The organism is Leptospira borgpetersenii serovar Javanica (assembly GCF_003046425.1).
GTDB classification, from domain to species: domain Bacteria; phylum Spirochaetota; class Leptospiria; order Leptospirales; family Leptospiraceae; genus Leptospira; species Leptospira borgpetersenii.
The window spans coordinates 1-25,986 of the sequence record NZ_QAJG01000019.1 but is presented as its reverse complement, the minus strand read 5'-3'; the positions used below and the strand labels follow the sequence as shown (position 1 = coordinate 25,986).

Annotated in this window: 27 protein-coding genes and 1 tRNA gene; 10 read left to right on the top strand and 18 right to left on the bottom strand. The window is 41.0% G+C overall.

Annotated features, from left to right (window positions below; translation table 11 throughout):
- Positions 1–211 precede the first annotated feature (211 nt).
- Together CLV95_RS14010 and CLV95_RS14005 are read left to right on the top strand one after the other, a co-directional pair.
- Complete coding sequence (locus CLV95_RS14010) at positions 212–913, top strand: response regulator (RefSeq protein WP_002736594.1); 702 nt, start codon at positions 212–214, stop codon at positions 911–913.
- On the top strand, positions 914–2,740 hold the full coding sequence (locus tag CLV95_RS14005; RefSeq protein WP_002735997.1) for a sensor histidine kinase: 1,827 nt from the start codon (positions 914–916) through the stop codon (positions 2,738–2,740).
- Between the two features lie 13 nt (positions 2,741–2,753).
- Here CLV95_RS14005 and CLV95_RS14000 read toward each other — a convergent pair whose 3' ends face one another.
- The 6 genes from CLV95_RS14000 to CLV95_RS13975 all read right to left on the bottom strand — a co-directional run bounded on the left by CLV95_RS14000 (position 2,754) and on the right by CLV95_RS13975 (position 7,544).
- On the bottom strand, positions 2,754–3,191 hold the full coding sequence (locus CLV95_RS14000) for a PIN domain-containing protein (RefSeq protein WP_002736005.1): 438 nt from the start codon (positions 3,189–3,191) through the stop codon (positions 2,754–2,756).
- A gap of 11 nt (positions 3,192–3,202) precedes the next feature.
- Positions 3,203–3,499 (bottom strand): type II toxin-antitoxin system Phd/YefM family antitoxin, encoded by a 297-nt coding sequence (locus CLV95_RS13995; protein ID WP_002736032.1) that lies wholly within the window; start codon positions 3,497–3,499, stop codon positions 3,203–3,205.
- 55 nt (positions 3,500–3,554) lie between these two features.
- A complete protein-coding gene (locus tag CLV95_RS13990; RefSeq protein ID WP_002735942.1) occupies positions 3,555–4,472 on the bottom strand; it encodes an energy transducer TonB in 918 nt (305 codons plus the stop codon).
- A complete protein-coding gene (gene ruvB, locus CLV95_RS13985; protein ID WP_002728286.1) occupies positions 4,447–5,472 on the bottom strand; it encodes a Holliday junction branch migration DNA helicase RuvB in 1,026 nt (341 codons plus the stop codon). The genes CLV95_RS13990 and ruvB overlap by 26 nt, the downstream gene beginning before the upstream one ends.
- Complete coding sequence (locus CLV95_RS13980; protein WP_002728292.1) at positions 5,473–6,639, bottom strand: S1C family serine protease; 1,167 nt, start codon at positions 6,637–6,639, stop codon at positions 5,473–5,475.
- Between the two features lie 218 nt (positions 6,640–6,857).
- Positions 6,858–7,544, bottom strand: a complete 687-nt coding sequence (locus CLV95_RS13975) for a trypsin-like peptidase domain-containing protein (protein WP_002728223.1) — start codon at positions 7,542–7,544, stop codon at positions 6,858–6,860.
- Between the two features lie 60 nt (positions 7,545–7,604).
- Here CLV95_RS13975 and tmk point away from each other — a divergent pair, with 60 nt between their 5' ends.
- Positions 7,605–8,222: a dTMP kinase gene (gene tmk / locus CLV95_RS13970; RefSeq protein WP_002735931.1), complete on the top strand. Its 618-nt coding sequence runs from the start codon at positions 7,605–7,607 to the stop codon at positions 8,220–8,222.
- A gap of 183 nt (positions 8,223–8,405) precedes the next feature.
- On the opposite strand, the gene CLV95_RS13965 is transcribed toward tmk, so the two are convergent.
- Positions 8,406–8,792, bottom strand: a complete 387-nt coding sequence (locus CLV95_RS13965; RefSeq protein ID WP_002728259.1) for an LIC10421/LIC12816 family protein — start codon at positions 8,790–8,792, stop codon at positions 8,406–8,408.
- Between the two features lie 133 nt (positions 8,793–8,925).
- On the opposite strand from CLV95_RS13965, the gene CLV95_RS13960 reads away from it, so the two are divergent.
- Positions 8,926–8,997 (top strand) — tRNA-Arg (locus tag CLV95_RS13960).
- A gap of 63 nt (positions 8,998–9,060) precedes the next feature.
- Here CLV95_RS13960 and CLV95_RS18945 read toward each other — a convergent pair.
- The 8 genes from CLV95_RS18945 to CLV95_RS13925 all read right to left on the bottom strand — a co-directional run bounded on the left by CLV95_RS18945 (position 9,061) and on the right by CLV95_RS13925 (position 15,362).
- Complete coding sequence (locus CLV95_RS18945; protein ID WP_016749053.1) at positions 9,061–9,237, bottom strand: hypothetical protein; 177 nt, start codon at positions 9,235–9,237, stop codon at positions 9,061–9,063.
- Between the two features lie 246 nt (positions 9,238–9,483).
- A complete protein-coding gene (locus CLV95_RS13955; protein WP_002728247.1) occupies positions 9,484–9,984 on the bottom strand; it encodes a tetratricopeptide repeat protein in 501 nt (166 codons plus the stop codon).
- Between the two features lie 19 nt (positions 9,985–10,003).
- Positions 10,004–10,447, bottom strand: a complete 444-nt coding sequence (locus CLV95_RS13950; protein WP_002728240.1) for a hypothetical protein — start codon at positions 10,445–10,447, stop codon at positions 10,004–10,006.
- Positions 10,448–10,469: 22 nt separating this feature from the next.
- Complete coding sequence (locus CLV95_RS13945) at positions 10,470–11,420, bottom strand: PdxA family dehydrogenase (protein ID WP_002735971.1); 951 nt, start codon at positions 11,418–11,420, stop codon at positions 10,470–10,472.
- A 59-nt stretch (positions 11,421–11,479) separates the two neighbouring features.
- The gene (locus CLV95_RS13940; RefSeq protein WP_001229815.1) at positions 11,480–11,920 is read right to left on the bottom strand and encodes a bactofilin family protein; all 441 of its coding nucleotides are present in this window, start codon (positions 11,918–11,920) and stop codon (positions 11,480–11,482) included.
- Between the two features lie 113 nt (positions 11,921–12,033).
- Positions 12,034–12,801: a hypothetical protein gene (locus CLV95_RS13935; protein ID WP_107694988.1), complete on the bottom strand. Its 768-nt coding sequence runs from the start codon at positions 12,799–12,801 to the stop codon at positions 12,034–12,036.
- A gap of 665 nt (positions 12,802–13,466) precedes the next feature.
- Complete coding sequence (locus CLV95_RS13930; protein WP_002736604.1) at positions 13,467–13,778, bottom strand: hypothetical protein; 312 nt, start codon at positions 13,776–13,778, stop codon at positions 13,467–13,469.
- Positions 13,779–14,057: 279 nt separating this feature from the next.
- Complete coding sequence (locus CLV95_RS13925) at positions 14,058–15,362, bottom strand: hypothetical protein (RefSeq protein ID WP_002735977.1); 1,305 nt, start codon at positions 15,360–15,362, stop codon at positions 14,058–14,060.
- 57 nt (positions 15,363–15,419) lie between these two features.
- Here CLV95_RS13925 and CLV95_RS13920 point away from each other — a divergent pair, with 57 nt between their 5' ends.
- Positions 15,420–17,672 carry a lytic transglycosylase domain-containing protein gene (locus tag CLV95_RS13920; RefSeq protein WP_002726855.1) on the top strand — a complete coding sequence of 751 codons (2,253 nt, stop codon included), beginning with the start codon at positions 15,420–15,422 and terminating at the stop codon, positions 17,670–17,672.
- Between the two features lie 42 nt (positions 17,673–17,714).
- Here CLV95_RS13920 and CLV95_RS13915 read toward each other — a convergent pair whose 3' ends face one another.
- Positions 17,715–17,840 carry a PF13711 domain protein gene (locus CLV95_RS13915; protein ID WP_002736030.1) on the bottom strand — a complete coding sequence of 42 codons (126 nt, stop codon included), beginning with the start codon at positions 17,838–17,840 and terminating at the stop codon, positions 17,715–17,717.
- Positions 17,841–18,145: 305 nt separating this feature from the next.
- Between CLV95_RS13915 and CLV95_RS13910 the strand changes: the two genes are divergently transcribed.
- Genes CLV95_RS13910 through CLV95_RS13890 form a run of 5 tightly spaced genes read left to right on the top strand, consistent with a single transcriptional unit; the run spans position 18,146 to position 23,822 of the window.
- Entirely contained in the window at positions 18,146–19,435 is a 1,290-nt protein-coding gene (locus CLV95_RS13910) for a citrate synthase (protein ID WP_002726840.1), read from the top strand.
- A gap of 38 nt (positions 19,436–19,473) precedes the next feature.
- A complete protein-coding gene (locus tag CLV95_RS13905) occupies positions 19,474–20,982 on the top strand; it encodes a class I SAM-dependent rRNA methyltransferase (RefSeq protein ID WP_026054067.1) in 1,509 nt (502 codons plus the stop codon).
- Entirely contained in the window at positions 20,939–21,871 is a 933-nt protein-coding gene (locus tag CLV95_RS13900) for a class I SAM-dependent methyltransferase (RefSeq protein WP_016561383.1), read from the top strand. The genes CLV95_RS13905 and CLV95_RS13900 overlap by 44 nt, the downstream gene beginning before the upstream one ends.
- Positions 21,868–22,701 (top strand): TrmH family RNA methyltransferase, encoded by an 834-nt coding sequence (locus CLV95_RS13895; RefSeq protein WP_002726838.1) that lies wholly within the window; start codon positions 21,868–21,870, stop codon positions 22,699–22,701. Before CLV95_RS13900 ends, CLV95_RS13895 begins: the two co-directional genes overlap by 4 nt.
- A complete protein-coding gene (locus CLV95_RS13890) occupies positions 22,698–23,822 on the top strand; it encodes a glycosyltransferase family protein (RefSeq protein ID WP_002735933.1) in 1,125 nt (374 codons plus the stop codon). The genes CLV95_RS13895 and CLV95_RS13890 overlap by 4 nt, the downstream gene beginning before the upstream one ends.
- 689 nt (positions 23,823–24,511) lie before the next feature.
- On the opposite strand, the gene CLV95_RS13880 is transcribed toward CLV95_RS13890, so the two are convergent.
- Both CLV95_RS13880 and CLV95_RS13875 read right to left on the bottom strand, forming a co-directional pair.
- On the bottom strand, positions 24,512–24,853 hold the full coding sequence (locus CLV95_RS13880) for a HigA family addiction module antitoxin (RefSeq protein ID WP_002736063.1): 342 nt from the start codon (positions 24,851–24,853) through the stop codon (positions 24,512–24,514).
- A gap of 9 nt (positions 24,854–24,862) precedes the next feature.
- Positions 24,863–25,147: a type II toxin-antitoxin system RelE/ParE family toxin gene (locus CLV95_RS13875; protein WP_002726857.1), complete on the bottom strand. Its 285-nt coding sequence runs from the start codon at positions 25,145–25,147 to the stop codon at positions 24,863–24,865.
- Positions 25,148–25,986 lie beyond the last annotated feature (839 nt).

Genomic DNA, 25,986 nt, shown 5'->3' with positions numbered 1-25,986 from the left:
CTCAAAAAGCGAACTTCAACGAAAAGTACAAACTTTGAATCCCTTTCTAAACTGAATAAAAACGGCTTTATAAAGGGTTTGTGGCTCAAACAAAAACGTTTTTTATCAGCACGTTTTAGCTCCGCAACTTAAGAATTTACTTTTAGTAAACAAAATGAACGCGAGTAAAAAACAATTTACCAATCGAAACGAATTCGTATAATCAAAGTCGATGATACATTCGAAAACTTCACAAAAAACCAAACCCCCTTATTTGGTTTCCATCATCGAAGACAATCGACACACTGCCCTCAATCTTCAGGAACTTCTTTCCAATTCCTCCGATTTTCAATTTTTAAGGCACTATCCCGACTCTCAAAAAGCGATCGAAGATATTCCGGAAAATATTCCCGATATCGTAATCTTAGATATAGGACTTCCCGGAAAGAACGGATTGGAATGTCTCAAAGAGCTTAAAGAAAAAACGCCTAACACTAAATATGTGATCTTCACCGTTTTTGAAGACGAAGAAAAAATAGTGGAAGCGATCCAAGGAGGGGTATCCGGCTATCTCTTGAAGGACACTCCTCCCGAACTGTTCCTTGCCGAACTCAAAGTCATCATACTGGGAGGCGCTTCACTTACTCCTAGAATTGCGGACAAGATCATCCGAGAATTCACAAAAAAAGAGGAAAACCAAAATCCGCCAATTCAAAATACCCTGGGACTTACAAAAAGGCAACTTCAGATTCTCAATTTCGTAGCGCTTGGAATGACCGTTGCAGATATCGCGGACGAACTCGATATTTCCAGCCATACGGTCAGTAGACATATCGAAAAAATTTATAAAAAGATGGAAGTGCATTCCAAATCCGAAGCCATCATCCGAGGAAGAAGAATGGGGATTATACGAGACGTTCCAGGATACCCTTAAATGCCCGCAAAGAGAATATTCGTATTTTCTATTTTTATTATATTTACCTTGTTTTCGACGGGATGCAGCTCCAAGAACGAGCCAATCGCGGAAAAAGGTGTCATCGACCTCAGAAATTTTAATCTCGACGAAAACATTACTACGCTTAACGGAAACTGGGAATTTCATTGGAAAGAATCGACACACGGCAATCATCCGATCCCAAAAACCTCCACTTATTTTCCAGTCCCCGGAATTTGGAGGGACTACGATCCGAACTTCACTCCGGAAGGTTATGCGACCTATCGCCTGCGCGTGTTATGCGATGATCAATATCCCGATTTAAAGATCAGAATTCCCAGGCTTCCGGGAGTTTACGAAGTCTATTTCGACGACCATAAAGTTTATTCTAACGGTTTTGCCGGAACCGGTCCTTTAGATACGGTATTTTCAGCTCATCCATTGATGACGAATATCGTCGTGCCCTCCGAGGATTTTTATATCACCGTAACCGTTTCCACCTTCAAAGGAAATTATCTTAAAGGTGGAATTCGGAAGCCATTTCAAATCGGATCAGGAAAGGCGATCGATTTGGAGACAAAAAGAGAAGAATGGAGGGAGATGGTCCTAATCGTCGTTATCTTTTCTTTCGGAATCTATCACCTCGTATTCTTTTTTTCCTACAGAAAAGATCCGATTCCTCTCTATTTCACCCTGTTTTGTTTTTTAGTTTCCGGATATACTTTCATCACCTCCGAAATTCAATTTATGGCTCTTTCGGATCTTTCCCTGGATCTCAGATTACGAATAAAGTTTTTTTGTGAGATCGCATTTTTCCCTACTTCTTTCCTGATGCTCCGTAAGATGTTCCCGCTTCAGTTCAACCGGAAATGGATTCAAACCGCAATTGGAACAAGTACGATTTTCTTTTTCGGAATTTTCGCTTTCAACGAACGAAATATAGTCTGGTTTTATTCTTGGTTTATGTATTTTCCCCCGCTTTATGCATTGGTTTTGATTCTAGGCACGGCAAACACTTTTAAAGCCAGAGAACTTTTCACTGGCTTTGTTCTGGCATTTACGATGATGAACGACGGAATTTACGGTTTATACGAGATTTATACCTTATATCCGTACAGCTTTCCTTTGGGTCTTATCGCTTTTGTTGCGTTAAATTCTTATATTATTTCCTCAAGATTCGCGGAAAATCTGGAAAGAGCAAAAGAATTCGCACAACTTCAAATCAGATATAACGAACAACTAAAGCTACAAGCACAGGAAAGAGCAAGGATCGCCTCGGATATTCACGATTCCATAGGGTCCGAGCTTACAGCGATTCTTTTCGAGTTGGAATCCAAAGATAAAAACGATTCCACATTGAAAAAACTCAAATCGGAAGTGAATCATCTCATTTCGAATGTAAGAGACATCGTATTTCTCATGCACCATCAGGGAAACAACCAAGAACTCGTGGAAGAAGTGATAAAAAGGTACGGGGATAGAATCCAACGCACCGGAACCATAGAAGTTAAAATGGAAATTGAAAACGTCTCCAATTTCATACATCTGGATCAATGTCTACACATTCAAAAGATCTTTTTAGAAGTCGCTTCCAATATTCTCAGACATTCCGAAGCGAAGAAGATACGAATTTTCTGGAAAAAAGAGGGAAAAAATCTGGTTCTAAAAGTGACAGACGACGGGAAAAAATTCGAGATCAATCCGGAAGAAGTCTCCGGAATCGGAATGAGCAACATTCGAATGAGATCCGAAAAATTGGGAGCAAGTTACGTTTTCCATTCCAAAGGTTCGGAAAATTCGTTCGAACTAAACATTCCGATTTCCTAATAAGAATTTTCCGTCACAAAATTTCACAAAGTTTAAAATCCATATCGCATGCAATTTTCCTAATATTTTTATCGTATGCACAAATCGTAAGTTTCTTTTTCAGGGAATCGGCTATCAATAAAGCGGTGCTTAAATGGATCGAATCCAGAGATTTTAAAAAAGTCAATTTTTCCGTTTTTTGAATTTTCTCGTAAACTTCAGAGCCGATTCTTTTCAAGTTGATCTCCGTAAGAAGCTCTCTTTGTCGAGTCAGACTTTCGTCCAACCAACGTTTATTCAAAACTTTTCGATTCTCCCTATAAACTTTATGAATATTGACGAATGATTCGATTTCGAGTAGGCTGGAAGAAAATCTGTAATCGTCCCCTATCCAACTTTCATACGATAGTTCGTAATTGGTATCTTCAAAAATGATTGAAAGAAAAAAGCTAGTATCGATATAAACCGGCATGAAGAGGGAAATCAATCCCGATCTTCATAATATGTTTTCATCCAATCCAACTGAAACTTTTCTTTTACTTTGGACGGAGGCTTTAAAACGGTAGATTTTCTTTTTGCTTTTAAGAGAAGACCGCTTTTTTGTTCTTTCTCAATATAACTTTCGACGGCTAGATCCGAATTTAAAATATCGGAAGTGGGTTTTTTGATTTCGGCAATGATTCGACTGTGATCGGTCACGAGAATCGTTTCACCTTCTTTTACAAGGCGTAAAAACGTATTCAAGTTTTCTTTAAGATTCTTGACCCCGACAGCTTTCATACCTCAGTAAAGTAAGAATAATTACGACAAAGTCAACCGGTTTTTACCAAAAAAATCAGCGAGTCCGCATCATCGGAAAGATAAAGTTAATTCCGAAAATCATTCCTTGTGCTTTGACTTCATCGGGAACCTTCCCGAAATTTTGTCCTCGAATAGAATCGACACAAGCTTGACTGACAACGTCTTGTCCCTGGCTCGAAACGAGTTTCGTATCCAAAACCTGGCCGCCTTCGCTTAGCATAAAAAGAACTTTGACCTGTCCGGGTAGAATTCCCTCTCGAACTACGGTTCCCGCCATATCTCGATACGCATAATTGCCTCCGCCGGGAGGAGCAAAACTGCCTTCGATTTGTTTCAGCATCCGTTTGAAGTATTCGTAACCTGCGAGTTTTTTTCTAGGAATGGAAAGGGCTTGATTTCCGTCCCAACGAAAAAGAAAGTCCTGTTCGAATCGATAGTTAAACGGAATTTTCGTCATTCTTCCGTAGGTCTGAGAGCTTTGTTTAGTTTCTTCCGTATTGGTGGTTTGCACTGGGTCGATCTTATAAATTCCTACTTCGAAAACCTTCTCGTCATTCTTTTCTTTAGCTTCCTGTTTCTGGGCTTCAGAAGGCCTTCTCGCCATACTGCCCATGATAAATTCACGAAAGGGGCTCGCAGAGTGAAATCCTTCCTTCTTCGTAATCCCGCCTGCACCCGCCGCATCCACGTTGGAAAGAGCCTTGTATTCGTCCTTTATGTTCTTATCCACAAAATCTTGTTCCAGAAGAACTTCATAAATTTTCTCTTTTTCCTCATTGCTTTCCATTTTGACCATGGGCTCGCTTCCGAGAATTTTCCAGAGCATGTTACGTGTGAGCAAATGTGCGGTAAAAAAAGACGCGAGTACAAGAACTAGAAAGGAGGCATAGATCAACCTTCGATCGTCTTCGGGAATTCCGGAATATTCAGAATAGAGTCGGGTCTTGTCCATGGTTTTCGGAAAAATCTTGCATTCGTTTTAATTGCCGATAGGCCCTTTCGGTCGCCACCCTACCGGCGGGAGTTCGATTGATGAGTCCGATCCGAACCATAAATGATTCGTAAGTATCTTCGATAGTCTTTTCTTCTTCTCCGACTACGACAGCAATCGCCTTTAAACCGACAGGACCTCCCTTATAACGATCGATCATACAACTCAGTATCTGTCGATCCATACCGTCCAATCCCAAGTCGTCAATCCCCATCTTTTCGAACGCTTTGAGACAAAGACCCTTTTTTACGGAAAGATTACCCTCTACTTCGCTAAAGTCCCGAATTCTCTTTAAAAGATGATTTGCAATTCGGGGGGTTTTACGAGAACGTTTTCCGATTTCCAAGGCAGCATCGTCTTCGATCTTAACTCCCAAAATTCGAGAAGAACGTAAAACGATCTCCTTCATCTCTTCATCGTTGTAATAATCCAGCCTCAATTGAATTCCGAAGCGGCTTTTGAGAGGTTCGCTGATCAGTCCACTTCTGGTAGTAGCCCCGACTAAGGTGAACGGTTTGAGAGGGATTTGAACCATTTGCGCGGTTACTCCTTCTCCAATCACTAGATCGATCATATAATTCTCCATCGCCGGATAGAGAATCTCTTCGAGTTTTTTATGAAGAGTATGGATCTCATCTATGAATAGAATTTCATTTTCTCCCATACTCGTAAGAAGACGGGCAAGATCGGCGCCTTTGGTAATCACAGGAGCAGATGTGATGGTAAGCCTGGTCCCAAGTTCGTTGGAAACAATTCCGGCAAGAGTCGTTTTACCGAGACCGGGAGGACCGGAAATCAAAATATGATCAAGCGCACGCTTTCGATTCTTAGCAGCCTGAACGTAAACCGTAAGATTATTGAGAACTTCCTTCTGACCTATAAATTCGGAAAGAAGAGAAGGACGTAAACCCGACTCTTCTTCAAATTCTTCCTCAGGATTAAGCGTATGGGATTTTGCCAATCAGTTCGGTCTTTCCTTAAGCTGGATCGAAATTCTAGAAATGTTTCCCTGACGCATAACCGTAACCGTGATACGATCACCCACCTTACTCTTCTTAACCGTGCTGACCACTTCCTCCGGAGAATTGATTTTAGTTCCGGAAATCTCAGTGATCACATCCATCAGCTGAATTCCGGCACGATCCGCCGGAGAATCATTCATAATCTGAACGACAACCGCACCGCCCGAAATATTCAACTTCTTCGCGTCCTCTTCATGAAGATAATCCACTCCGACTCCAAGCCAAGGCTGTGCGGGACGTTTGACCTTACCGGTGGTTTTTAATTCTTCCATGATCGCTTTCGCTTCGTTAATCGGAATCGCAAATCCGATTCCCACCGAACCCCCGCTCTGAGAAGCGATCATACGATTGATACCGATCACACGACCGTTGATATCGAGAAGAGGACCGCCGGAATTCCCCTGATTGATGGAAGCATCCGTTTGAAGATAATGAACTCCACTGTTATCGATTCCGGTTCTACCGACAGCACTGACAACCCCCGCGGTCAGAGACTGTTCGTAACCCAGAGGGGCCCCGATTGCAATCGCCCAGTCCCCGACTTTTACCGCGGAAGAATCTCCGAGTTCGATCGGAACAATTTCACCGTCCGGCTTGATTTTTAAAAGAGCCAAATCAATCACAGGATCAGAGCCGACGAGTTCTGCGTTAAATGTCTTACCCGTTTTTAAACGAACGGTAAGTTTATCCATGGAACGAACCACATGTTCGTTGGTTAAAATATATCCCTGAGTATTGAGAATAATCCCGGAACCGAGCCCAGTTTGTTTTTGTTTCATCACTCTTCCGCTTCCGCCTTGACCTCTGCCGAAGAATTGATCAAAGAAAGGATCTCCGAAAGGCCCGGAATGAACGGGAACGTTTTGAATTTTTTCCGTAGCGATGGAAACTACACTTGGAGAAGCGGTTTGATAAACTTCCTCAAAGGCTTGTTGAATCGTGATCGCCTGACGAGTCGCCGGACTAGGTTCCTTATCACCTTTAGCATTTAAAAAAAGAGGATTGCTTCGACCGGTTCCACAAAACATGACGGGAGACAAGAACGCTCCGAGCAGAAGTGAAATGCTTACGATTGCAACATACTTCAGTTTTTCCATGTTTTTCATTGAATTCTATCCCTCTGAAAATGAATTTCCATTTGGTATCTAAAAGAATCGGCTCGCTTCTATGACTGTCAAGTTAGATTTGAAAGCTAGTCCTTAGAGGTACACATTCGATTCAATAAGTTGGATTTAAACGAAAGGGAGAATCCTTCCGTTTTCACTCTTTAGACCAGACCACCAAGAAAAGAGTTTCCGTTTTCATCCGACAAATTCGAGAAGATTTACAAGTCGGAAGTCCGGTTTTTGGATTTTGGCTGAGTGGATTCTCGATTCTTTTTGATCTGAATTTTTGCATTGATATATTTTCGAATCGCCGCTTCTCCCCTTTGGAGAGTATAATAATCCAACTTTTCCACGGGAATGATATCTTCATCCGGAGTAATTTGCAAAATCGCTAAATCGATTTTTTTATCCTGACCGATGATGACCGCTTCGTAGGATTTACCTGATTTTGACTTCACCAAAAGATGATCGTAAGTCCCAATTACATGAGCGTTCGTAAGAATATAACCCTGCGGATTGAGAACGATTCCATAGCCGAGGGTAATCAAAATCTTTTCCAGAAAATGCCCGCCCTTAGAATGAAGAAGTTTAGATTTGGTCGTTTTTTCGGCGAGAATCGAAACCGAACTTGCGGAAGAACTCGGATAGACTTCTTCAAAAATATGATGTACTCGCACTTTATTTTTGGGATGGCGCAAAAGAGAAGAATGATGATCAGATTCTCCGGAAAGAATCTCCTGTTTGCTTTCGATTTCCGGTTCTGTCTCTTTTGTTTGTGCAATCGGAGAAAAACAAGAGAAATAAAATAACCCGAAATAAAGAATCACTCCGAAAAACTTCAAAATCGAAAAATATAAGCCCATAACGAAATTTTCATTGGATTCTCGATTTCCCAAAGAATCCATGTAGATAAAATGATTTCGTATAAATCTCTCTTTGTCAAGAATTGAATCGGAACCGTAAAAATGAAGATCGAAAAACCAATCTTTGTAGTTTTTGAAGGAATCGATGGAAGCGGTAAATCAACTCTTTGCAAATCTTTAACCGAAAAACTTACAGAACGGGGAATTCCTTCCGTAAACTTTACCGAACCCACAAACTTTGAAACTGGAAAGTATCTTCGAAAATTCTTAAGAGGGGAAATCGATCTTGAAAGAAAAGAACAAATCGATGCCTTTTTAAACGATAGAGAAGAATCTTTAAGACAAAACATCCTTCCTTCCTTAGAATCCGGAAAAAACGTCTTACTGGATCGTTATATGTATTCCACCGCCGCTTATCAAAGCGGCGACGATCTTCTTCCCGAAACAATCATCGAAAAAAATCTAAAGAAAAACTTTAAAATCCCGGATCTTCTATTTTATCTAGATCTTAATCCAGCAATCGCACTCGAAAGACTAAGTCAAAGAAAAGAAAATAAAGAAAGATTCGAAACGTTAGCTCAACTTGAAAAAATTCGTTCCGCCTACGATAGAATTCTTCCAAAAGAAACGATCCGAATAGACGGCGTAAAAGGCCCGGACGAAATCGTTCAGGAATGTCTGGAAATTTTTTTAAGAAACTTCAATAGAAAACTCCTATAAAATCCGAAAGAAAGCATCACCCAATCCAATTTCAGCGTAAAACCGTCGTTTGGTGAACGTAATTTTTAAGGGCTTCTTGATAGCAGTCAATTGCAAACAATCTCATAGTATTGAATTTAAATTGCCAGAGACTACATTTTTAAACGACTATCAAAATTTACCAGTTTTCATTGATATACAATATCAGTGACTTTCGATTTGAAATTCCTTGAGAGTGGTTTCATGACGATTTGCTTGGCGATCCAGAGAATCCGCCATTTTAAAAAGTTTCTCTTTGCGAACCCTGGCCTGAAGAAATTTCTCTCCTCTGGAAAGTTTCGCCAATTCTCTGAGTTCATTTGCTCTCGCTCTTTTGGCTACCGCAGTCGCCTTGAGATAATTCGCGATCGCTTGTTTTTGTCCCGGCGTCACCGCACTTTCTACGAGAGCCTTTTCCAAAAGCCTCGCTTCCTCCTCTTCGCTGACCGAAAAAATCGGCGTTAAAATTCCGCATACCCAAACCAATACAAAAATGGAAACGACCCTCCGAAAACAAAGTCCTTCCCATAAATTCAGAAACGAAACCTTCATCTTTACCTCTATTTTTAATTTTTAGGAGAACGATTTCTTATACGATTCATTTTTCAAGGACTTTCCTTTACCAAACCCTCTTCAGGATTTACATTTGACATCCCAAACCTTTTCAAAAGACTCACTTATAAACGTACCTATAGCTCAACGGATAGAGTACAGGCCTCCGGAGCCTGGGGTCCGGGTTCGAGTCCCGGTAGGTACACTGCAATATTCCATTTCCACCGTTTGATCTACCGGGACTCGAAGCGAGCTTTGGTAAAGCATTTCAAGCTTCCGTAAGAAGCGAAGAAATGCTTCCGAGGAACAGATTGGTTCTGCCCGATAGAGGACCCATAGGAAGCATAACCTTACCCACAAGTTGAGATAGGGTTTTGGAATAGGAAGGATCAAAAACGCACATTTTTTCAAGTGTTCCGACAAGAATGAGGCTTTTTACTTGCAAGAAGTATGATTTTCCGATAGTGGAAAGTCCTCCAAGCCTTTCTTTCCTCCTCCCAAAATTAGGGAAAACTCATGCAACGCTCTCTATAAATCATTTGCAGGTGTAAGTTTTACAGTGGATTTGTCGGAATTCCGACAGATTTATATTGAGATCCAAATATTTGTGGGTAACGTTATGATAGGGAACGCTATTGAGTTAAGGGAGAAACCTGCTGAGTTTCCCGGCAAGAATTCGGACTTTACATTGTCAGTTATAACGAATGTAAATCCGTTTTAGAGCGAAGTTTGCCGGAGGATAATTCGGCTGAATTTGAATGGCTTTTTCGTATTCCAAACGAGCGAGTTCAATATGGCCTAAAATTTCTAAACAAGAACCTGCGTTGAAGTACGGATATACGGGAACCTCGTAACGAGGAGCGAACTTCGCCCTTTCAAACCAAGGAAGCGCCTCCTCGAAACGTTTTTGTTGAAGCAGATAAACCCCGATATCATTATAAGGATTTCCTAATGTAGGGTCCGTTTCGATCGCGATTTTACAGAACTCAATCGCACGATCCAATTTACCGGCAAGGGAATAAGACCAACCCAAAAACGTCCAAGCTTCCGCCGTAGGTTTTGCTGCGATGGACATTCTATAATGTTTGGAAGCCAGTTTGAGATTTCCCTTGGTTTGATACTCGTAGGCAGTCAAAAAATGCTTCTTCGCATCTTCGGATTCTCCAAAAGATTGTAAATAAAGTGGATTCATTCTACACTTTAGACGGGATTTATTTCACAGAAAAATTCAAGAATTTCAGAAAGGTCGTATTTAAAAAGCCGTCTATCTCCGGAGAAAAATTGTTATATAGAATAAAGCCACACCAGTAAATCAAAGTCACACTCACAAGAGCCTTTACAAGGGACTTACTTGCATGGGGAGAAGCAGAATAAAAGATTCGAAATAAAGCGATGGGCCAAAGAAACAACAGAAAGAAATAGAAACCTTTTCCGATCCCGTAAATCCAAGAAATAATTTCCACAGGATAACCGACGGTCAAACGCTCATAACTCGTTTTTAACTCAGGAAAGTATTGAAAGAAATAAAAGATAAAAACGAAAACAAAAATGATCTTCCAGACGAACTCGAAATCGGAACGAAACAAAAGTAGAGTCAGTCCGCAGAACCAAAAAAGAAAAATCGGAAATACAATCTGTTCTAAAAGTCCCGGCATAAAACCTCGGTTGTAATACGATTCATGAATATTGTAAAATCCGATTCAGACATTCCATAAAGCTCGTCGAATCTGCAAGCCCTTTCCCGGCAATGTCAAAGGCCGTTCCGTGATCCGGTGAAACTCGGATAAACGGGAGACCCAAAGTTAGATTCACGCCCTTTTTTCCTTCCCACATTTTGAAAGGAATCAAACCCTGGTCGTGATAACAAGCAAGATGCAGACCGAATTTTTTTCGTGCGGACTCGCCGAATACAGAATCGGCGGAAAGAGGCCCTTCCACTTTCAAACCTTGCCTTTTTAAGGATCGAATCATCGGTACTAGAATTTCTTCCTCCTCTTTACCGATTTTACCACCTTCCCCTGCATGCGGATTCAAGCCGAGAAATGCGATCGGTTTTTGGAGATCGATTTTCTCGCAGGAAAGAATAGAATTTGCAAGCGATTTCAGATCGATCTCTTTCAAAAACTCGGGAACTTTTACAAGAGGAATATGAGTCGTGAGAGGAAGTACCTGAAGATCGTTTCCGGACATAAGCATAAACGTTTTTGTCCGATAGGCCTCCGCTAAAAATTCCGTATGACCTCGAAACGTGGAAACACCGGACGCAATCACCCATTCTTTGCTGAGGGGAAGAGTAATCAAATCCCCTCCGCCTTCTTTTTGAAACTCTATCGAGAGTAAAAGAGCCGCTAACGCAGATTTTCCCGACAAAGCGGAAGGTCTACCGGATTTCAAAGAAGAGACTTCTTTTTTGGAAAGAGAATCGTGGCCAATCGCAAACAAACCCTTTTTTAGGATTTCGGAGGAAGAAGAAATCGAAACGAATTCTTTCGGGAGAGGAAACTTACCCGAATGAAAGTAAACGATCGGTCTTATTTTGGAGATTTTTCTTAAAAGAAAAAGGGAACGAACGAAAATTTCTGGACCGATTCCACAAGGATCGCCTTCCGTAATCAAGATCCGCTTCACTGTTTCGGGAAATCGGCTTTTATTCCGGAAATTTTTTTCCGAAAGGAAAACCTTTCGAATTATTCTCTCGCTCCAGATTGTTTTCCGAAGATTTTTTCGACGCTGAGAGAATCTTTAGAATACTCAAGGTCAATTAGATCTTTCGCGGAATGTTTGAGATCATTCGAAATCATACAACGTCCCTCAAGGATGACTCCGTTCTGAATGATCAATTCTGGTGTGCGGATATCTCCGAGAATTTTAGAAGTAGGAAGGAGCATTACCCTGTTTCTTGCAGTAATGTTTCCAATTACGATTCCTTCGATGATAACACTGGCCGCCGTGATATTAGTTTTTACCTTGCCTGTAACGCCGATATAAAGTTGTTCAGCCTGTAAGGATTTACCTTCGAATTTTCCGTCAATCTTAAGAGATCCATTGATAAAAAATTTGCCGCTGAAGTAGGAATTTTCTCCGATCGTGGAGTTCGTAACTTCGGATGAATTTTTAACGAGTGCCATGCGCCTGTGTATCCTTTTCGGAGGGAGTTAAATTCACTAAATATGCAGATACCATCAATCGGAAAAGGATTTTTCAAAGCTTCATTTTGAAAATTGACAAAGAGGACGAAAAATCAACGAATATTGGGAACGTTGATTCTATCTAAAACCTCGGAAGTAAATTCCTGGAATTCCTTAAGAGCATCCATAATACTCTTTCCCTCCAATTCGGTGGCTCTTTCGAATCTAGGGTTAAATCGGATCGAATCTTCCAAGTTCATGATAACTCCTCCGACTTCCTTGGCCTCCCTGGTTACTTTACTTAAAAATTCGTTGAATTTTTGAAACATTTCAAATGCTTCCGCAATAAAAATCCGGGTCTGCTTGTTTTTCATCCTACTCAGCTGTTCTCTGAATTCCTGTTTTTCCGCAGCGTGAAATTCTTCTATCGTTTCTGTGGGGACCTTAACGTTCCTTCGAATGTTCTCCATATATTTTACGACCCCGTCTTTTTCGTTCGTATGTGAAAAGTCGAAACGGACGTGAGTTTCGTTTAACACGGGCAGATATTCCCGGTCCATTACGTTGATCCAAGTTCCAATCTGATTGACTTCGGGATCATTCGAATTCGGAGAAATTTTCATGATCGGATACTTTGCCAGAACCCTTCCGGCCTCATTCGGGTTCTCCTTGTATCGTTTGATCTGTTCCGCGGTCATGTCGAGATTGTCCGGAATCCCTTCGGGAGAAATATCCTTCATCTTCGTTTTGTATTTTTCCAGATCCCTGGAAACTCGATATCGTTGTTCGTCGTTCTGAGATTCTTTTGCGATTTTTTCTAATTGGAGGATCATCTTTTGGTATTTTTGCAGTTCAAGAATTTGTTCGTGACTGATTGCCATTTTAATTTCGTCCCTATATCCCAACTATGTCATTCTACTGAGTCCAGCGATCTTTACATTCGTTAAATTCCACTTTTTTATGCGTAAATTCCTCTCAGTAGCACAATGAACTTCGAATGTCATCTTTATTACCTTCAAGAGTCATTGCAAATTGTAAGCCGCTCGTAGAGTGTAAATTTTCCATTCCAAAATCATACTTCACATTTTCTTTTTTTCCGTCCGGAGTTTTATGACTTTCCCTAAAACTTGTTAGGATTCATAGTAGAAGTAAGCTGATTCTTTCAAGCTGTCAAGAAATTCTAATTCTACAGACGCCTACGGATTTGTGTTTTTAACAACCTACACATTCGCAATTTGTTTCCAAGGGCAAAACGTCTTCGACTTTATATTTTTTCAACATACGATTCAGTTCTTCTTCATATTCCGGCTAAGGACCGCAATCCTGTCCAGATGCTTCGTGGATCGTTTTTTACAGTTCACTTTGTAAAATAAATACTTTGTATATTCCGTGCAGAAGTATTTTCCATAAACCGTGTTTTTAGATGCAATTGGAATCGACTCCGGATCGAACAAATAGTTTTCGGCCTCAGCCAATCGATCCTATTTGTAAACGGTTTTTAAAAATCCTAAAACTTCTTCTTTTCGAGCACCTCTATGAAGCAAACTCATATTCGCGTTAAATTGTTTATAAAAAACCGCGCGGCAGATTCGTAATAATAAAAATCGTCAGCATGATACTTCATATATTCCTTAACCGCTTTTCCACTCTTATATGCTAAAGATTCTTTCAAACGATCCAAATTCCCGATTTGATGCAAATCCAATTTTTTAAGATTTCCTTCCATCGATTTCAATTGGATTAAAATTTCCAAGACGGAGGGATTCGATTTTTTTTGTCCGGACGACGTTTCGATCTTTGAGTCCTTCGCAAACAACAACGAACACGACAAAATTAAAAACGGTGTGATTTTTTTCATTATAACTTCACTCTTTTCGTATCTCAACTATAAGAATCTGTCCAGCGACCCGTCGGGAGCGCGTTATGCTTTCGTTTCCTCTACCGGCCTTCTTGATTTCGTCAATTCAAGAATATCACATTTCGAAAAAATATAGAAGTCCTCATAAAATCATACCGATCCGGGATGTCGGCTTTTTTGAAGAAGAATTCCAACTGTTGAAACGAACTTATTACGGTATTCTTCTTCATACGTCGGAGTAATAAAATCAAAAATCGGACAAAATAAATACGTAAAACTTCAATTCTTCTTATAACGCTCTAAAACCAAACGGAGATAATCGGCATCGGGAAACTTCATCAAAAGACTTTCTAAAAGTCCGATTCCTTCTCCGGTTCTACCAATTTCGACAAGAGCCGAACCTTGAAGATAAAGCATCTCCGGAGAAAATCGGAAACGACCGCAATATTCAAGTGACTTCAAAAATTCCTCGAAGTTCTTTTTGAAAAAATAAAGAACCGCCTTGGCCCTTCTCGTTAAATAAGAATCCGGAAGTCGTTTTTCCACACCTTCGATTTCCTTTTGAACGTTCGAGGATTCGGTGGAATTCAAAAGAATCAAAAGTTCGAAAGGACTCAAAGTATAAACAAGATGATTTTGCTTCAAGATCGCATAACGTTTCTCCAAGGACTCGTTTTGACCTTCTAAAATCTTATCCTGTAAAGAGCCCAATAAAACCGACCTGCCGTTCTTTCTTTTTTCTCCTTCAAGCCAGGCTTTTCTGTATTCTATCGGATGAATTCTCCTCAGAACGAAATAATTCTCCAGATAACCGTGACGGGAAGAATAAGTTTTGAAAAAGGATTCTTTTTCTTCGGAGCTAAACGTTTCGATCAGGGTAAGGATCCTTCTCTCAATCGGAAAAACGGTTCGAAAACCAGTGGTCTCGTGTTTGAAAAGGAGCCACGCAAGTCCTAATAAACCGGGCTCTTCGCCCGTCACAACAAGATCGTAGATCATCTCCCTATCTTCAAGCTGGAGGCCTCCAAATTTCCACAAAGCCCCATATTTCTGAAAACGGGAAATCTCTTTATTCTTTAAAGAAGTTGAATATTCAATTTTTCCCATAAGCGCTAAGAATTGTTTTGCTTCCTCGATAAACGGAAGATCCTCGTCATAGACACCGATTAATTCCAGATATTCGTCCAGTTTTTGCTCGTGTAATAGAAAAGATTCCAGAATCTGAAAAACCTCGGGATCGGCTTGGTGTTCCTCAAGCGCCTTATCCAAAAGCTCCTCGAAAAAAATCTTGAGAAGATTTTTTTCCCGCTCGGAAAGTCCTTCCTCTTCGAAAGGAGAGGTAACGTCGGTTTGAAAACGAAACTCGCCGAATAGGTCGATTCTCAGATTATGGAAAGGAGAATGGATCCTGTTTAAGGCTCCGGAAAAATATTCCAAAATTTTGGATTTAAGTCTGATGATTTCCGAATTACGGGAAATCGGGCCCTTTGGCTTTTTTTTCCTGATGAGAAACTGCTCCGAATAAGAAGACAATGTGATTTCCGGCCAGAGACGGTCCGTTTTTTCTTTTTCCAGGATTTGCATGGGAATTTCCTTTTTGCGATTGAATCCTTAGGCCGAAAAGGTAAGTAAAGAATACGAATGAAAAAATTAGCCCTAACCAGCCTACTCTTATTCATTTTCGGCAACCTTTACGCAAACGATGATCTCAAATATCTGATCAAATCTTACAGTCTTCAAAAAATCCACCGCATTTTTCGGGAAAGGCACCCGGGTACGGAATCTGAGACCTACGCGTTAATCCGATACCATGAAGAACATCCGAATGGAAGTCGGGATAAAAAATTCGCTTACCTGGTTTCTCTTCTTAAAGGAAAAATCGTGCTCTCGCCCGGAAGACAAGATCTTCTGGAAATTCTCCATTCCCCGCTACCCTCTACCTCTGCTATTACAAAACTGTCTCTCTGGAAACTCTATGAGGAAAGTGCACACAGAAAAATTTTGGGAAGGGGGGAATTAATCGATCTTTTAAAAAAATTTCCCAGAGAAAACGATCCTTTAAGTCAAAACGCGATCTCGGAAATTTTCAGAATCTATTACGAAGCCGGTATGATCCAAGAATGTTTGGAATTCGTCAAAAGTTTTTCCGACCGGGAAAAGTCGGAGATTTTTTCCCCGATGATCTTATACCGTTATGCGAAATCTCTTTATAAATCCGGGGACACAGAAAAAGCCGAGGCCATCTTCTATTCGATTCTGGAAGATTCCTCCGTTTTTTCCTCCGTCAAAAAATTTATCCAAGTGGATCTTCAAATTTGGAAAGGAAACTCCTTTTATACTTCCTTGACTCCGGAACGGGCGGCCTTGTTTCTCCCGCATTTGGATTCTTCCGAAAGGAAACATCTAATCTTATCGAAAGATCTTAAAAAAGTTTCCTTTTCCAAAGGAGAAGCGTTTCGTAACACCGCAAGAGCTCTCATAACCCTCGAACCGGAAGTTCTCCCCGACTTCTTTAAAAGAAATGTGAATCTCGCAAAGTCCAATCCGTATTTTACGGCCGAAATATCGAGAGAACTCACAAACCGGAATCTTTCCGGTAAGGCTTTGAATTTATTAAACGACGTGAATCCTGAAAAAAACGAAGAGGTTCTTTACAGTTACGCAAGGGCTTATAAAAAACGGGGAAACAAGAATTTATATTTCAGAAATCTAATAGACTCTCTCGAAAAAAGCCCCACAAATTTAATCCGACAAGACGAACTTATCGATCTTCTGACCGGAGGTCACAAACATTTTTTGGGGGATGCTTACTGGAAGGACGCCCTCCGTAAAATTCCGGATCTTCCCGTCAAAGGAAGACTCGTATATTGGTATCTTCGTTTCTTAAAACAAAACGGAAGAACCGAAGAACTGAATTCCTGGCTTAAGTCTTATTACAGATATATCCCGGGCTCCTACTACACTCGCGTTATCAGAGAGGAATTCCAGGAGGAAATTTCCTCTTTTCCGCTTCCTTCCAATCCGACTTGGAACAAGGACAATCTCTTCGAGTATCTTTCTTTAACCGCGGGAATTCCGGAACTTTCAGGAAAAATTCTGGGAAAGGATTTGGACTTTGCAACGCAAGCCGCGGCATTTCAATTGAACGTTAGGATCGACGGCGCTCATTCCACAATTCGAGGGAACCGTTATCTGCAATCGGCAAAGGAATACCTGGAAGTCGGAGAGATGGCTTACGCGCTTTCCTTAGTTCAAAAGTACAAAGTCCGACAAGGAATCGGAGAAAACGAAAAGGAAGAAATTCTCGCGGCTCTCGGAGAACAAACCGGAACTCCTTACTTGACCGTCTTTTACACAAGATCCCTGATGAAAAAAGAAAAACTCAGCGACGATGTCATCCTTCTTCCATCCAAACTCGCCGCAAGAATTTACCCGAGACCACATAGAGGACTCGTAACTTCCGTTTCTCAAAACGTCGGAATCGAAGAGGACATCGTCTATGCGATCATGCGTCAGGAATCTTTTTTTAAAGAGAATGCAACTTCGATTTCGAATGCGCGAGGGCTGATGCAGATCATGGGGCCGACAGGAAAAGAAATCGCTAAAAGAATGAATCTCGATTCCTATTCCCTGTTTGATCCGGAAGTTTCCATCGAAATGGGCGCGAGATTTTTACGCTATCTCGTCGCCTCCAACGGAAACAGTCTTCAATGGGCTTCGATCGCTTATAACGGCGGGCCGGGAAATCTCCGTAAATGGAAACGAAACCATTACCGCGGAGACTTCAATCATTTCTTGGAAGAACTCCCGATCAAAGAACCGAGAGACTACTGTAGAATTGTCAGTTCGAACTATTACAATTATCAGAATTTACGGAAGTATAAGAATCTTTGAAGAAATCATTTCATTTTGCTTGTATCAACACTTGATTCTTTTCTATTTCTTCTTGAATCCAGCGTAGACTCTTCTTTGAGAACAAAAACCACAGTTTTCATCTAAGAGCATTTCGGGTTGAATCCAAAATTTTACAACTCTTTCCACTTTGCGAACGTGAATATGCAACGGTTTCCTAGGATTTCCTTCGTTTGCAAAAAGAAGAATTCGTATCCGTTAATCTCAAACACCCTCGGCATATTTCGATTTTATATCCTATCAAATTCTTTACAACCGAATGCTATTCATTTGTATAGCATTACAAAATTCTAAAATGAAAACAAAATCTTCAATCAAGTTCTTGGGGCATTCTGATTTTTTAGATTGTCTATCTAACGGAAGGAATAGGATAGGAATCTGAAACGATTTAGAGCGCAATTTTTGAACGATTGATAACTTGGTAAAAACAACAAACATACTTTTAGGAGAAAAACATGGCAGAGGTAGCAATTCTGAAAATCAACGGGAAGGAATACGAACTCCCGATCATCGTAGGTACCGAAAACGAAAAAGCAATCGATATTTCAAAACTTCGTCAACAGACAGGATATGTAACCCTGGACAACGGATACCTAAACACAGGAGCCTGTACTAGCGCGGTGACTTTTCTCGACGGAGAACTCGGCATATTAAGGTACAGAGGAATTCCAATCGAACAACTTGCGGAAAGTTCCACATTTACCGAAGTGGCCTATTTATTGATTTACGGAAAACTTCCGTCGGACACGGAGCTAAAGACGTGGAACGACGAGCTTACGATGCACACTCTCATTCACGAGGATCTCAAACGTCTCTACAACGGATTCCCGAAAGATGGCCATCCGATGGCAATCATGTCCTCTATGATTGGCTCTCTTTCCACTTACTATCAGGATTCTTATGATCCCGAAAACGCGGAACACAGACATATTTCCATGATCCGTCTTCTCGCAAAATTCCCTACAATCGCCGCATTCGCCTATAAAAAATCGATCGGACAACCTACGATCCATCCTTTAAACAGTCTCGACTATTGCGCGAACTTCATGAACATGATGTTCTCCGTCCCTAGCGAAGACTACAAAATCGATCCAGAAATCGTAAAGGCGCTTAACTTATTATTGATCCTTCACGCCGATCACGAACAAAACTGTTCTACGTCTACGGTGCGTTTGGTGGGTTCCTCTCTTGCAAATTTATACGGTGCGATATCCGCGGGCATCTGCGCTCTCTGGGGGCCAAGACATGGTGGAGCAAACCAAGAAGTATTGGAAATGCTCCAAGAGATTCAAGCAAGCGGCCTGCCGGTTAAAAAGATCGTGGAAAAAGCGAAGGATAAAAACGATTCTTTTCGTCTTTCCGGATTTGGCCACAGGGTTTATAAGAATTTTGATCCAAGGGCAAAGATTATCAAAAAGGCTTGCGACTCCGTATTAAAAAGGCTCGGAGTTCAAGATTCTTTATTAGATATTGCTAAAGAACTCGAAGAAACCGCCCTTCACGATCCTTACTTCGTGGAAAGAAAACTCTATCCGAACGTAGACTTCTATTCCGGAATCATCTATCGCGCACTTGGAATCCCCGTGAACATGTTCACGGTGATGTTCGCGATGGGTCGCCTTCCCGGTTGGATCGCTCAGTGGAAGGAAATGATTGAATCGACCGATATGAAAATCGGTCGTCCAAGACAGATCTACACAGGTGCCACCGAAACTTCCTATAAAGAGGCCAAGAAAAAAACCTGAACCTTCCTATGACAAACTTCCGGTTTCGCAGATACCAGCTGAACCGGAAAAGCGAACTTTCCATCCGACGTAAACATCCCTGGATCTTTAGCGGAAATCTTTCTTCGGCAACTTCCTCTTTTGTCAACGGACAGTGGTTGAGCCTTTTCTCTACGGAGAATTTACCGGTAGCAACCGGAATTTATTCGAACATAGGCCTCGTCGCGATTCGGGTGATACAATTTTCACCTTCCTTTTCCAAGGAAAAGATTCGAGAAAGTTTAATCCACGCCCTACAAAAAAGAAACGAGCTTAGAAAAACCACTAACGCATATAGAATTTTACACGGAGAGAACGACTTCTTTCCGGGAGTCACCATCGATCGATTAAACTCAACCTGGGTCGTTCGGATTTATTCATCCTCCTTGCTTGGGTATGGACGATGGCTCGTTTGGAATCTCTACGATATATGCAAAAATCCTAAATTAGGAGAACCACAACCAAAACGGATTTTATTCGATCCCGCCGAAAAGATCGGAGACGACAAATTCGTTCTTCGAAGACACAATTCCGGAGAGATATCGACAACTTACCTTTCTTCGGAATTTGGAATACCTAATTCTCCCCAAAGTTTCACCCCTTTCACGCCAAATCTCAAAACCGATTTTTCAGAACCCTTACGGGATCCGGTTTTATCGGATTTTCCGCCAACATCAGAAAATGCTGTATTATTAAAATCGAATTTATCCGATACGACTAAACGGATCGGAGAGAGGCTTTGGAGAGGAAAGTGCGAACCGATCAAGATGAAAATCGACCCGACAAAAAACAACCGGAACTCCGTTAAACGAAATGATAAATCCGAAAAAAAAACGCTTCGAATCCGAGAAACGATCCAACTTTACGGCATCCGATTTCCGGTTGAACTTCCGGGACAAAAGGGAGGAATCTTTTTAGATCTTAGGAACCTACGCAAATTTCTCCTCGAAAACAAAAAACTCAGCAAAGATAAAAACTGCCTTCATCTTTTTTCCCACACTGGACTCACATCGATTTGTATGGAAGTTGCTGGGGCAACTTCCGTTCTTTCAGTGGACGGTTCGAAACAGGCTCTGGATTCTTTTCAAAGAGTTTTGAGTTTAAAAAAAAATACAAGTTGTTGTAAACATAGTTTCATCCAGAAAAATCTTTTTCAAGAATTGGAAGACATTTTAAGAAACAAAACATTTGGGCTGATCGTAATCGATCCACCCAATCTCACGCCGGACGCAAAATCGAGAAAAAACGCATTCAGATCCTATTCTTATCTGTTCGGAAGTTGTCTTGCATCTTTGGAAACAGCGGGAACGATCATTCTTTGTTCTTGTTCCGGTAGAATTCGGTCGAAAGAATTGGAATCACTCGCTCAGGATATTCTAAAAGCAAAAGGCTGGACGTTTGAACGCTTTACGAGTTTAAAACCGGAAGCGGATCATCCGATAAGAAAGAATTTTCCGGAAGGAAATTATTTTAAGGTGCATATCTATGAAAACTGCAAAAAAAATCGAACCTCAGCGATCAAAAACTAACTCGCTAAAAAAGCCGGAACACCCCTCGCAAAGCCACAAAGCAGGTTCCTATAAACTACTCGATTCCGGGGACTTTCAAAAACTCGAACAAATCGGTCCTTATACAATCATTCGCCCTTCTCCCGTTTCTGCCTGGCCCCCAACAAAGCCAAATTTATGGGGAAACGCCGACGGAGAATACGTCCGTTCGGACAAGGGTGGCGGGACCTGGAACTGGCGCAAAAAAGTAGACGAAGAATTTTACATTCAAATTTTAGAATATTCTATTAAAATAAAATTCACTCCTTTTGGACACTTGGGAATTTTCGCCGAGCAGCTGGAAAACTGGAGGAAAATCCAACAGCTTTCCTCCGGACTAAAAAAGGAAGAGGAAGTGTTGAATCTCTTCGCGTATTCCGGAATTTCCACCTTGGCAGTATTAGACGGAGGAGCTTCGGTTTGTCATCTGGATTCCTCCAAAGGAATGGTAGACTGGGCTCGGGACAACGCAAGCGTTTCTGGTCTAGCGGATAAAAAGGTCCGTTGGATGGTGGAAGACGTTTTGAAGTTTTTAAAACGGGAAATCAAAAGAGGCAAAGATTATCGCGGCTTTATTTTGGATCCTCCCACATTCGGAAGAGGTGCGAGCGGGGAAGTTTTTAAGATCGAAAAAGACCTTCCTGAACTCATGGATCTTCTTATGCGGCTCTGCGGAAACAAACCGGATTTTATTGTTCTTACCTGTCACTCCACGGGCTTTAGCCCGTTAGCCCTTCAAAGAATTTTAGAAGGAAGAATCCGCAACAAAGGTCGTTTTTATCTTGGAGAACTTTCCATTCCGGAAGGAAGCGGAAGACTTTATCCCGCCGGTTCGAATTGTATCTATGCTTCAGAGAGACTGTCGCTTTGAACGAAGAAAAAGAAATCTCGTTTTTAGAGATCACCAGTTTTTCGAACGAGAAACTGAAACATATTTCCAATCTCAAAGAAAAAAAACACAGGGAAACTTCGGGTCTTTTTTTTATCGAAGGGTACCGTGAAATTTCCAGGGCGCAAAAATCGGGCAAGGTTCGGTTTCAAAACGTACTCTATTCTCCCGAATGTTTCCTTGGTGAAAATGAATTTTCTCTCATCCGTTCGATCGGAGTTAAAAACATCAAAGTTCCAAAAAAGGTCTTCGAAAAAATTTCCTATAGAGATAGACCGGACGGACTTATCGCAACTGCACACTTTTTTCCGATAGGACTGGATTTCTTTGAGAAAAAATCAGAAACATTCAAAAAATTGAAACCGATTTTAGTCATCGAAGGTGTGGAAAAACCGGGAAATCTCGGAACGATCCTTCGAACCGCGGAAGGCGCGGGGTTCCATACGGTAATCGTATCCGACCCAAAGTTGGATTTGTTCAATCCGAACGTGATCCGCGCTTCCACCGGAGCTTTGTTCACTCTGGACGTTTATCTCGGAGAAATCGAAACGATCTACGGGATTTTGAAGAAAAATCATTACAGAACATTAGCCGTAACACCGGAGGCAAAAAAATTTTATTTTGACGCGGACCTCAAAGGGAAGATCGCTCTCGTCTTTGGATCGGAACAATACGGACTTTCTTCTTACGTAAGAAATCATTCCGACGAATATCTTTCTCTTCCAATGCTCGGGGAAGCGGATTCTCTCAATCTCGCAATGTCTGCAGGAATCTTAATGTACGAAGTCATTCGACAGGGTTTCGAAAAATGAAAATTACATATTACGTAAGCGGCCACGGATTTGGTCATATTAGCCGATCCATGGAAATCATTCTCCATCTTCTCCGTAGTTTTCCCGATTTGGAAATCGATCTCGTAACCGTTCGGGAAAAATTTTTAACCACACTTTCTCTTTCGGAAGAGGATTCCAAAAATCTCGAACGTCTATGCGTCCGCAAAAAAGACGTGGACGTGGGAATGATTCAGAAGGATTCCCTTTCCATCGATATCCGAGCTACAGAAAAAAAACTTAAGGAATTCGATTTACAGAAACAGTATATTCAAATTTCAGAAATTGAATCCTGTCTTGATTTCGAGACAGAATTGATCGTCTCCGATTCGGCCTCACTACCCTTTATGGTTGCGGACAAGATCAAAATTCCTTCCTTATTCGTGGGGAATTTCACTTGGGATTTCATCTATTCCGGTTATGCAAAAGAATCTCCGGTCTTTGAACGAACCGCAAAAATACTCTACGAGGAATACTACCATGCCACGTTCGGCTTACTTCTTCCTTTCGCCTGCCCTGCGCCTTCCTTGGCCGAACAAAAACAAATCGGACTCGTAGGAAGAAAACCGTACTTGAATAAAGAAGCCGCAAAGGAACTTTTCCAACTTCCCAAAGATAAAACTCATCTCCTCTTTTCGTTCGGTGCGTACGGTGTGGAAACTTCCCGGTTTCACTGGGAACGATTCGATCCGGAAAAATACACGATCGTCCTTTCGGGAACTGATTTCGATTTAACACAAATTCCTAAAAAACAAAAAACCGGAATCGTCCAACTTTCCGGAATTCATTATCCGGATCTTTTAACCGCTTGCGACTACGTGATCACCAAACCGGGTTACGGAATCATGAGTGAATCCGTTTATGCGAAAACTCCACTTCTTTACACGGATCGCGGAAACTTTCCCGAAGTTCCTTATCTTCGTAAAAATTTGAACGAAGAAATTCCCTCCGCATATATCTCTAACGAAGAATTATTCTCATTTCGATTCGACCCATCGATCGCAAACGTTCTCTCTTGGAAAGGAAAACCTTCGTCTCTTTTTCAAAGGGATGGAAGAGAAGATGTAAAACACGCAGTCTCCGTTTTTTTGAAGTTGATTTAGAATAAGAACTTGTCCTAAAACCTCAGATGTTGGAACTCCTACCAGAGTGTTCCAACGATACAATCCCGTTAGAAAATCTATAAATCATCAATCTGCGGGAATTCCCACGTTTTATTACGAACTTATAAAATGATTGTGCTGATTACTTTTAAGGTTTTGGGACAAATTCCAAAAATGAATATCAGAATCGCGAGAGTAACGTGAGTTAACAAATGCGAAAGCGATTATTATGATGCAATCCATAAAACAACATTTTAGTTTGAAAAATTCGGTGAAACACTTTTTACGAAAGTATTTCAGTTCGCAAGCGATTCGTCCAAACTTTCTTATACCAAGCTCACGTTAAAGCTATGAAAAATGAAAGTATTGGAAATCGGAATTCCCGATCAAACTTTAGTTTCAAGTATGTTACACCGATGTGTAACCGATAGATCAAGAAAACGTAAATGTACTGCTCCTACGCCCGACTTTAAGAAACACATTTGACAAAACGCGGATAAACAAAAAGCGAAAGAGCTTCATCGACGTTGCCGCGGTCCAGAAGCACGCTTAATGCTCGCAGGGATCGGCACGAACGAGCCTTAACAAACGTCTTGCAAAAACCGAATGTGCAAAGCCGGAATGAAGATTGCATTAACGATTCAGAATAAAGCGATTAATCATAGTTAGGCGCCTATAAGCCGGCGCTGCTACAAAACATTAAGCTTCACTTTTTTACCGTCTTGATCCTTATAAAAATCTTTATAAGATTTCATACTTTTGAGAACTTTTGCTAATTTGTGCTGCTCTTCTCGAATATCGTAATCATTCTGAAGACCAATCCAAAAATGCGGATTCAAATCAAAAAACTTCCCGAATTTTATAGAGATACTAGCGGTAATGTTTCTTTTTCCATGGATAATATCCGAAATCTTCGATTCAGGAATGCCTGTTTCCTTAGATAATCTATAGCCAGAAATACCCATCGGCTCTAAGAATTCTTCCTGCAAAACCTCACCAGGATGAACATTCAATAGCTTTTTACTTACCATCTCTTTCTCCTAATGATAATCAGTTATTTCGACGTTGAATGCATGATTGTTTTCAAAATTAAAACAGATTCGCCATTGCGAGTTAATCGAAATCGAATACTGCCCATCTCTGTCTCCCGATAATTTATGAAGTCGATTTCCAGGAGGAACTTGAAGCTCCATCACATCCACAACGTTGTTGATCATTCCAAGCTTCATCTGTGCTTTCTTTTGGATATCAGGCGGATATTTTTTTGAAAAACGACCTTCCCAAATTTCCCGAGTCTCCTTAGCTTTAAAAGACCTTATCACCAATCTATACTTACCATATTGATTAGTATAGTCAAGCGATTTTACGATAAAAATTAATAAAATCCAAGTTCTACTAATCCCGAACGGACGTCCGGAAATAAACAAAGAAAAGTCGCCAAACTCATGGCGTCTAACGACCAAGTATCGACGTCGCCGCGGCCCAGAAGCGCGCTTAACGCTCGCAAGGATCGGCACGAACGAGCCTTAACAAGCGGTCCGCGAACAGAAACGACAAGCTAACGTGCAAAGCCGAAGTGAAGGTTGCATTAGCGATTCCGAATGCAGCAATAAACCGCAGAACTTCTCCTATATTAGAACTAAGAACCCATCTCAAAACCTTAGGAATGTAAGAACTATTACAATTTTAAACGACAGGAAAAACCTTCAATACGACGGTTTCTGTGGGAACTCTCACATTCAGAGGACTGAGGACAGAGTCGCGGCAATGCCGCTCCCACAGAAGACAGTTTTAAGACTGGCTCTGATATGGCGCCCCCATCCGGAGCAGTAAATATTTTTTCGCATTTTTTTTAATCACCCAATAATTTAACTCGTTAGAGAAAAGCATTCGCGACGATTGATCAGACTGATATTCGCGGGTTGGATACCGCAGGATAATCTATACATCGGGAGCTGTTCTTAGTCTAAAAACGAAGGTCAAATTTGAAATTCAAATTTGCTTCAACACTCTCGCCAACAAGTATTTTTCCTTTATCGTACATCTTCTCTAACGAATTCAATCATTGAATGAAACATGAGAAGTTATCTCAAAAATACTTTATCTTTGCTTAAAACGCCGATTTCAATCGTTCTAAGATATTTTTGAGATAGCTTTTACTTAT

Coding starts and splice junctions, on each gene's coding strand:
- CLV95_RS13925 (WP_002735977.1), bottom strand. CDS start 15,362: ATGCAAATCCTGGAAAAAGAAAAAACGGACCGTCTCTGGCCGGAAATC.
- CLV95_RS13910 (WP_002726840.1), top strand. CDS start 18,146: ATGGCAGAGGTAGCAATTCTGAAAATCAACGGGAAGGAATACGAACTC.
- CLV95_RS13975 (WP_002728223.1), bottom strand. CDS start 7,544: ATGGATTCTTTGGGAAATCGAGAATCCAATGAAAATTTCGTTATGGGC.
- CLV95_RS13920 (WP_002726855.1), top strand. CDS start 15,420: ATGAAAAAATTAGCCCTAACCAGCCTACTCTTATTCATTTTCGGCAAC.
- CLV95_RS13965 (WP_002728259.1), bottom strand. CDS start 8,792: ATGAAGGTTTCGTTTCTGAATTTATGGGAAGGACTTTGTTTTCGGAGG.
- CLV95_RS13900 (WP_016561383.1), top strand. CDS start 20,939: ATGAAAACTGCAAAAAAAATCGAACCTCAGCGATCAAAAACTAACTCG.
- CLV95_RS13930 (WP_002736604.1), bottom strand. CDS start 13,778: ATGAAAAAAATCACACCGTTTTTAATTTTGTCGTGTTCGTTGTTGTTT.
- CLV95_RS13990 (WP_002735942.1), bottom strand. CDS start 4,472: ATGGACAAGACCCGACTCTATTCTGAATATTCCGGAATTCCCGAAGAC.
- CLV95_RS13995 (WP_002736032.1), bottom strand. CDS start 3,499: ATGAAAGCTGTCGGGGTCAAGAATCTTAAAGAAAACTTGAATACGTTT.
- CLV95_RS13890 (WP_002735933.1), top strand. CDS start 22,698: ATGAAAATTACATATTACGTAAGCGGCCACGGATTTGGTCATATTAGC.
- CLV95_RS13940 (WP_001229815.1), bottom strand. CDS start 11,920: ATGGCACTCGTTAAAAATTCATCCGAAGTTACGAACTCCACGATCGGA.
- CLV95_RS14010 (WP_002736594.1), top strand. CDS start 212: ATGATACATTCGAAAACTTCACAAAAAACCAAACCCCCTTATTTGGTT.
- CLV95_RS14000 (WP_002736005.1), bottom strand. CDS start 3,191: ATGCCGGTTTATATCGATACTAGCTTTTTTCTTTCAATCATTTTTGAA.
- CLV95_RS13950 (WP_002728240.1), bottom strand. CDS start 10,447: ATGCCGGGACTTTTAGAACAGATTGTATTTCCGATTTTTCTTTTTTGG.
- CLV95_RS13880 (WP_002736063.1), bottom strand. CDS start 24,853: ATGGTAAGTAAAAAGCTATTGAATGTTCATCCTGGTGAGGTTTTGCAG.
- CLV95_RS13955 (WP_002728247.1), bottom strand. CDS start 9,984: ATGAATCCACTTTATTTACAATCTTTTGGAGAATCCGAAGATGCGAAG.
- CLV95_RS14005 (WP_002735997.1), top strand. CDS start 914: ATGCCCGCAAAGAGAATATTCGTATTTTCTATTTTTATTATATTTACC.
- CLV95_RS13980 (WP_002728292.1), bottom strand. CDS start 6,639: ATGAAAAACATGGAAAAACTGAAGTATGTTGCAATCGTAAGCATTTCA.
- tmk (WP_002735931.1), top strand. CDS start 7,605: ATGAAGATCGAAAAACCAATCTTTGTAGTTTTTGAAGGAATCGATGGA.
- CLV95_RS13935 (WP_107694988.1), bottom strand. CDS start 12,801: ATGGCAATCAGTCACGAACAAATTCTTGAACTGCAAAAATACCAAAAG.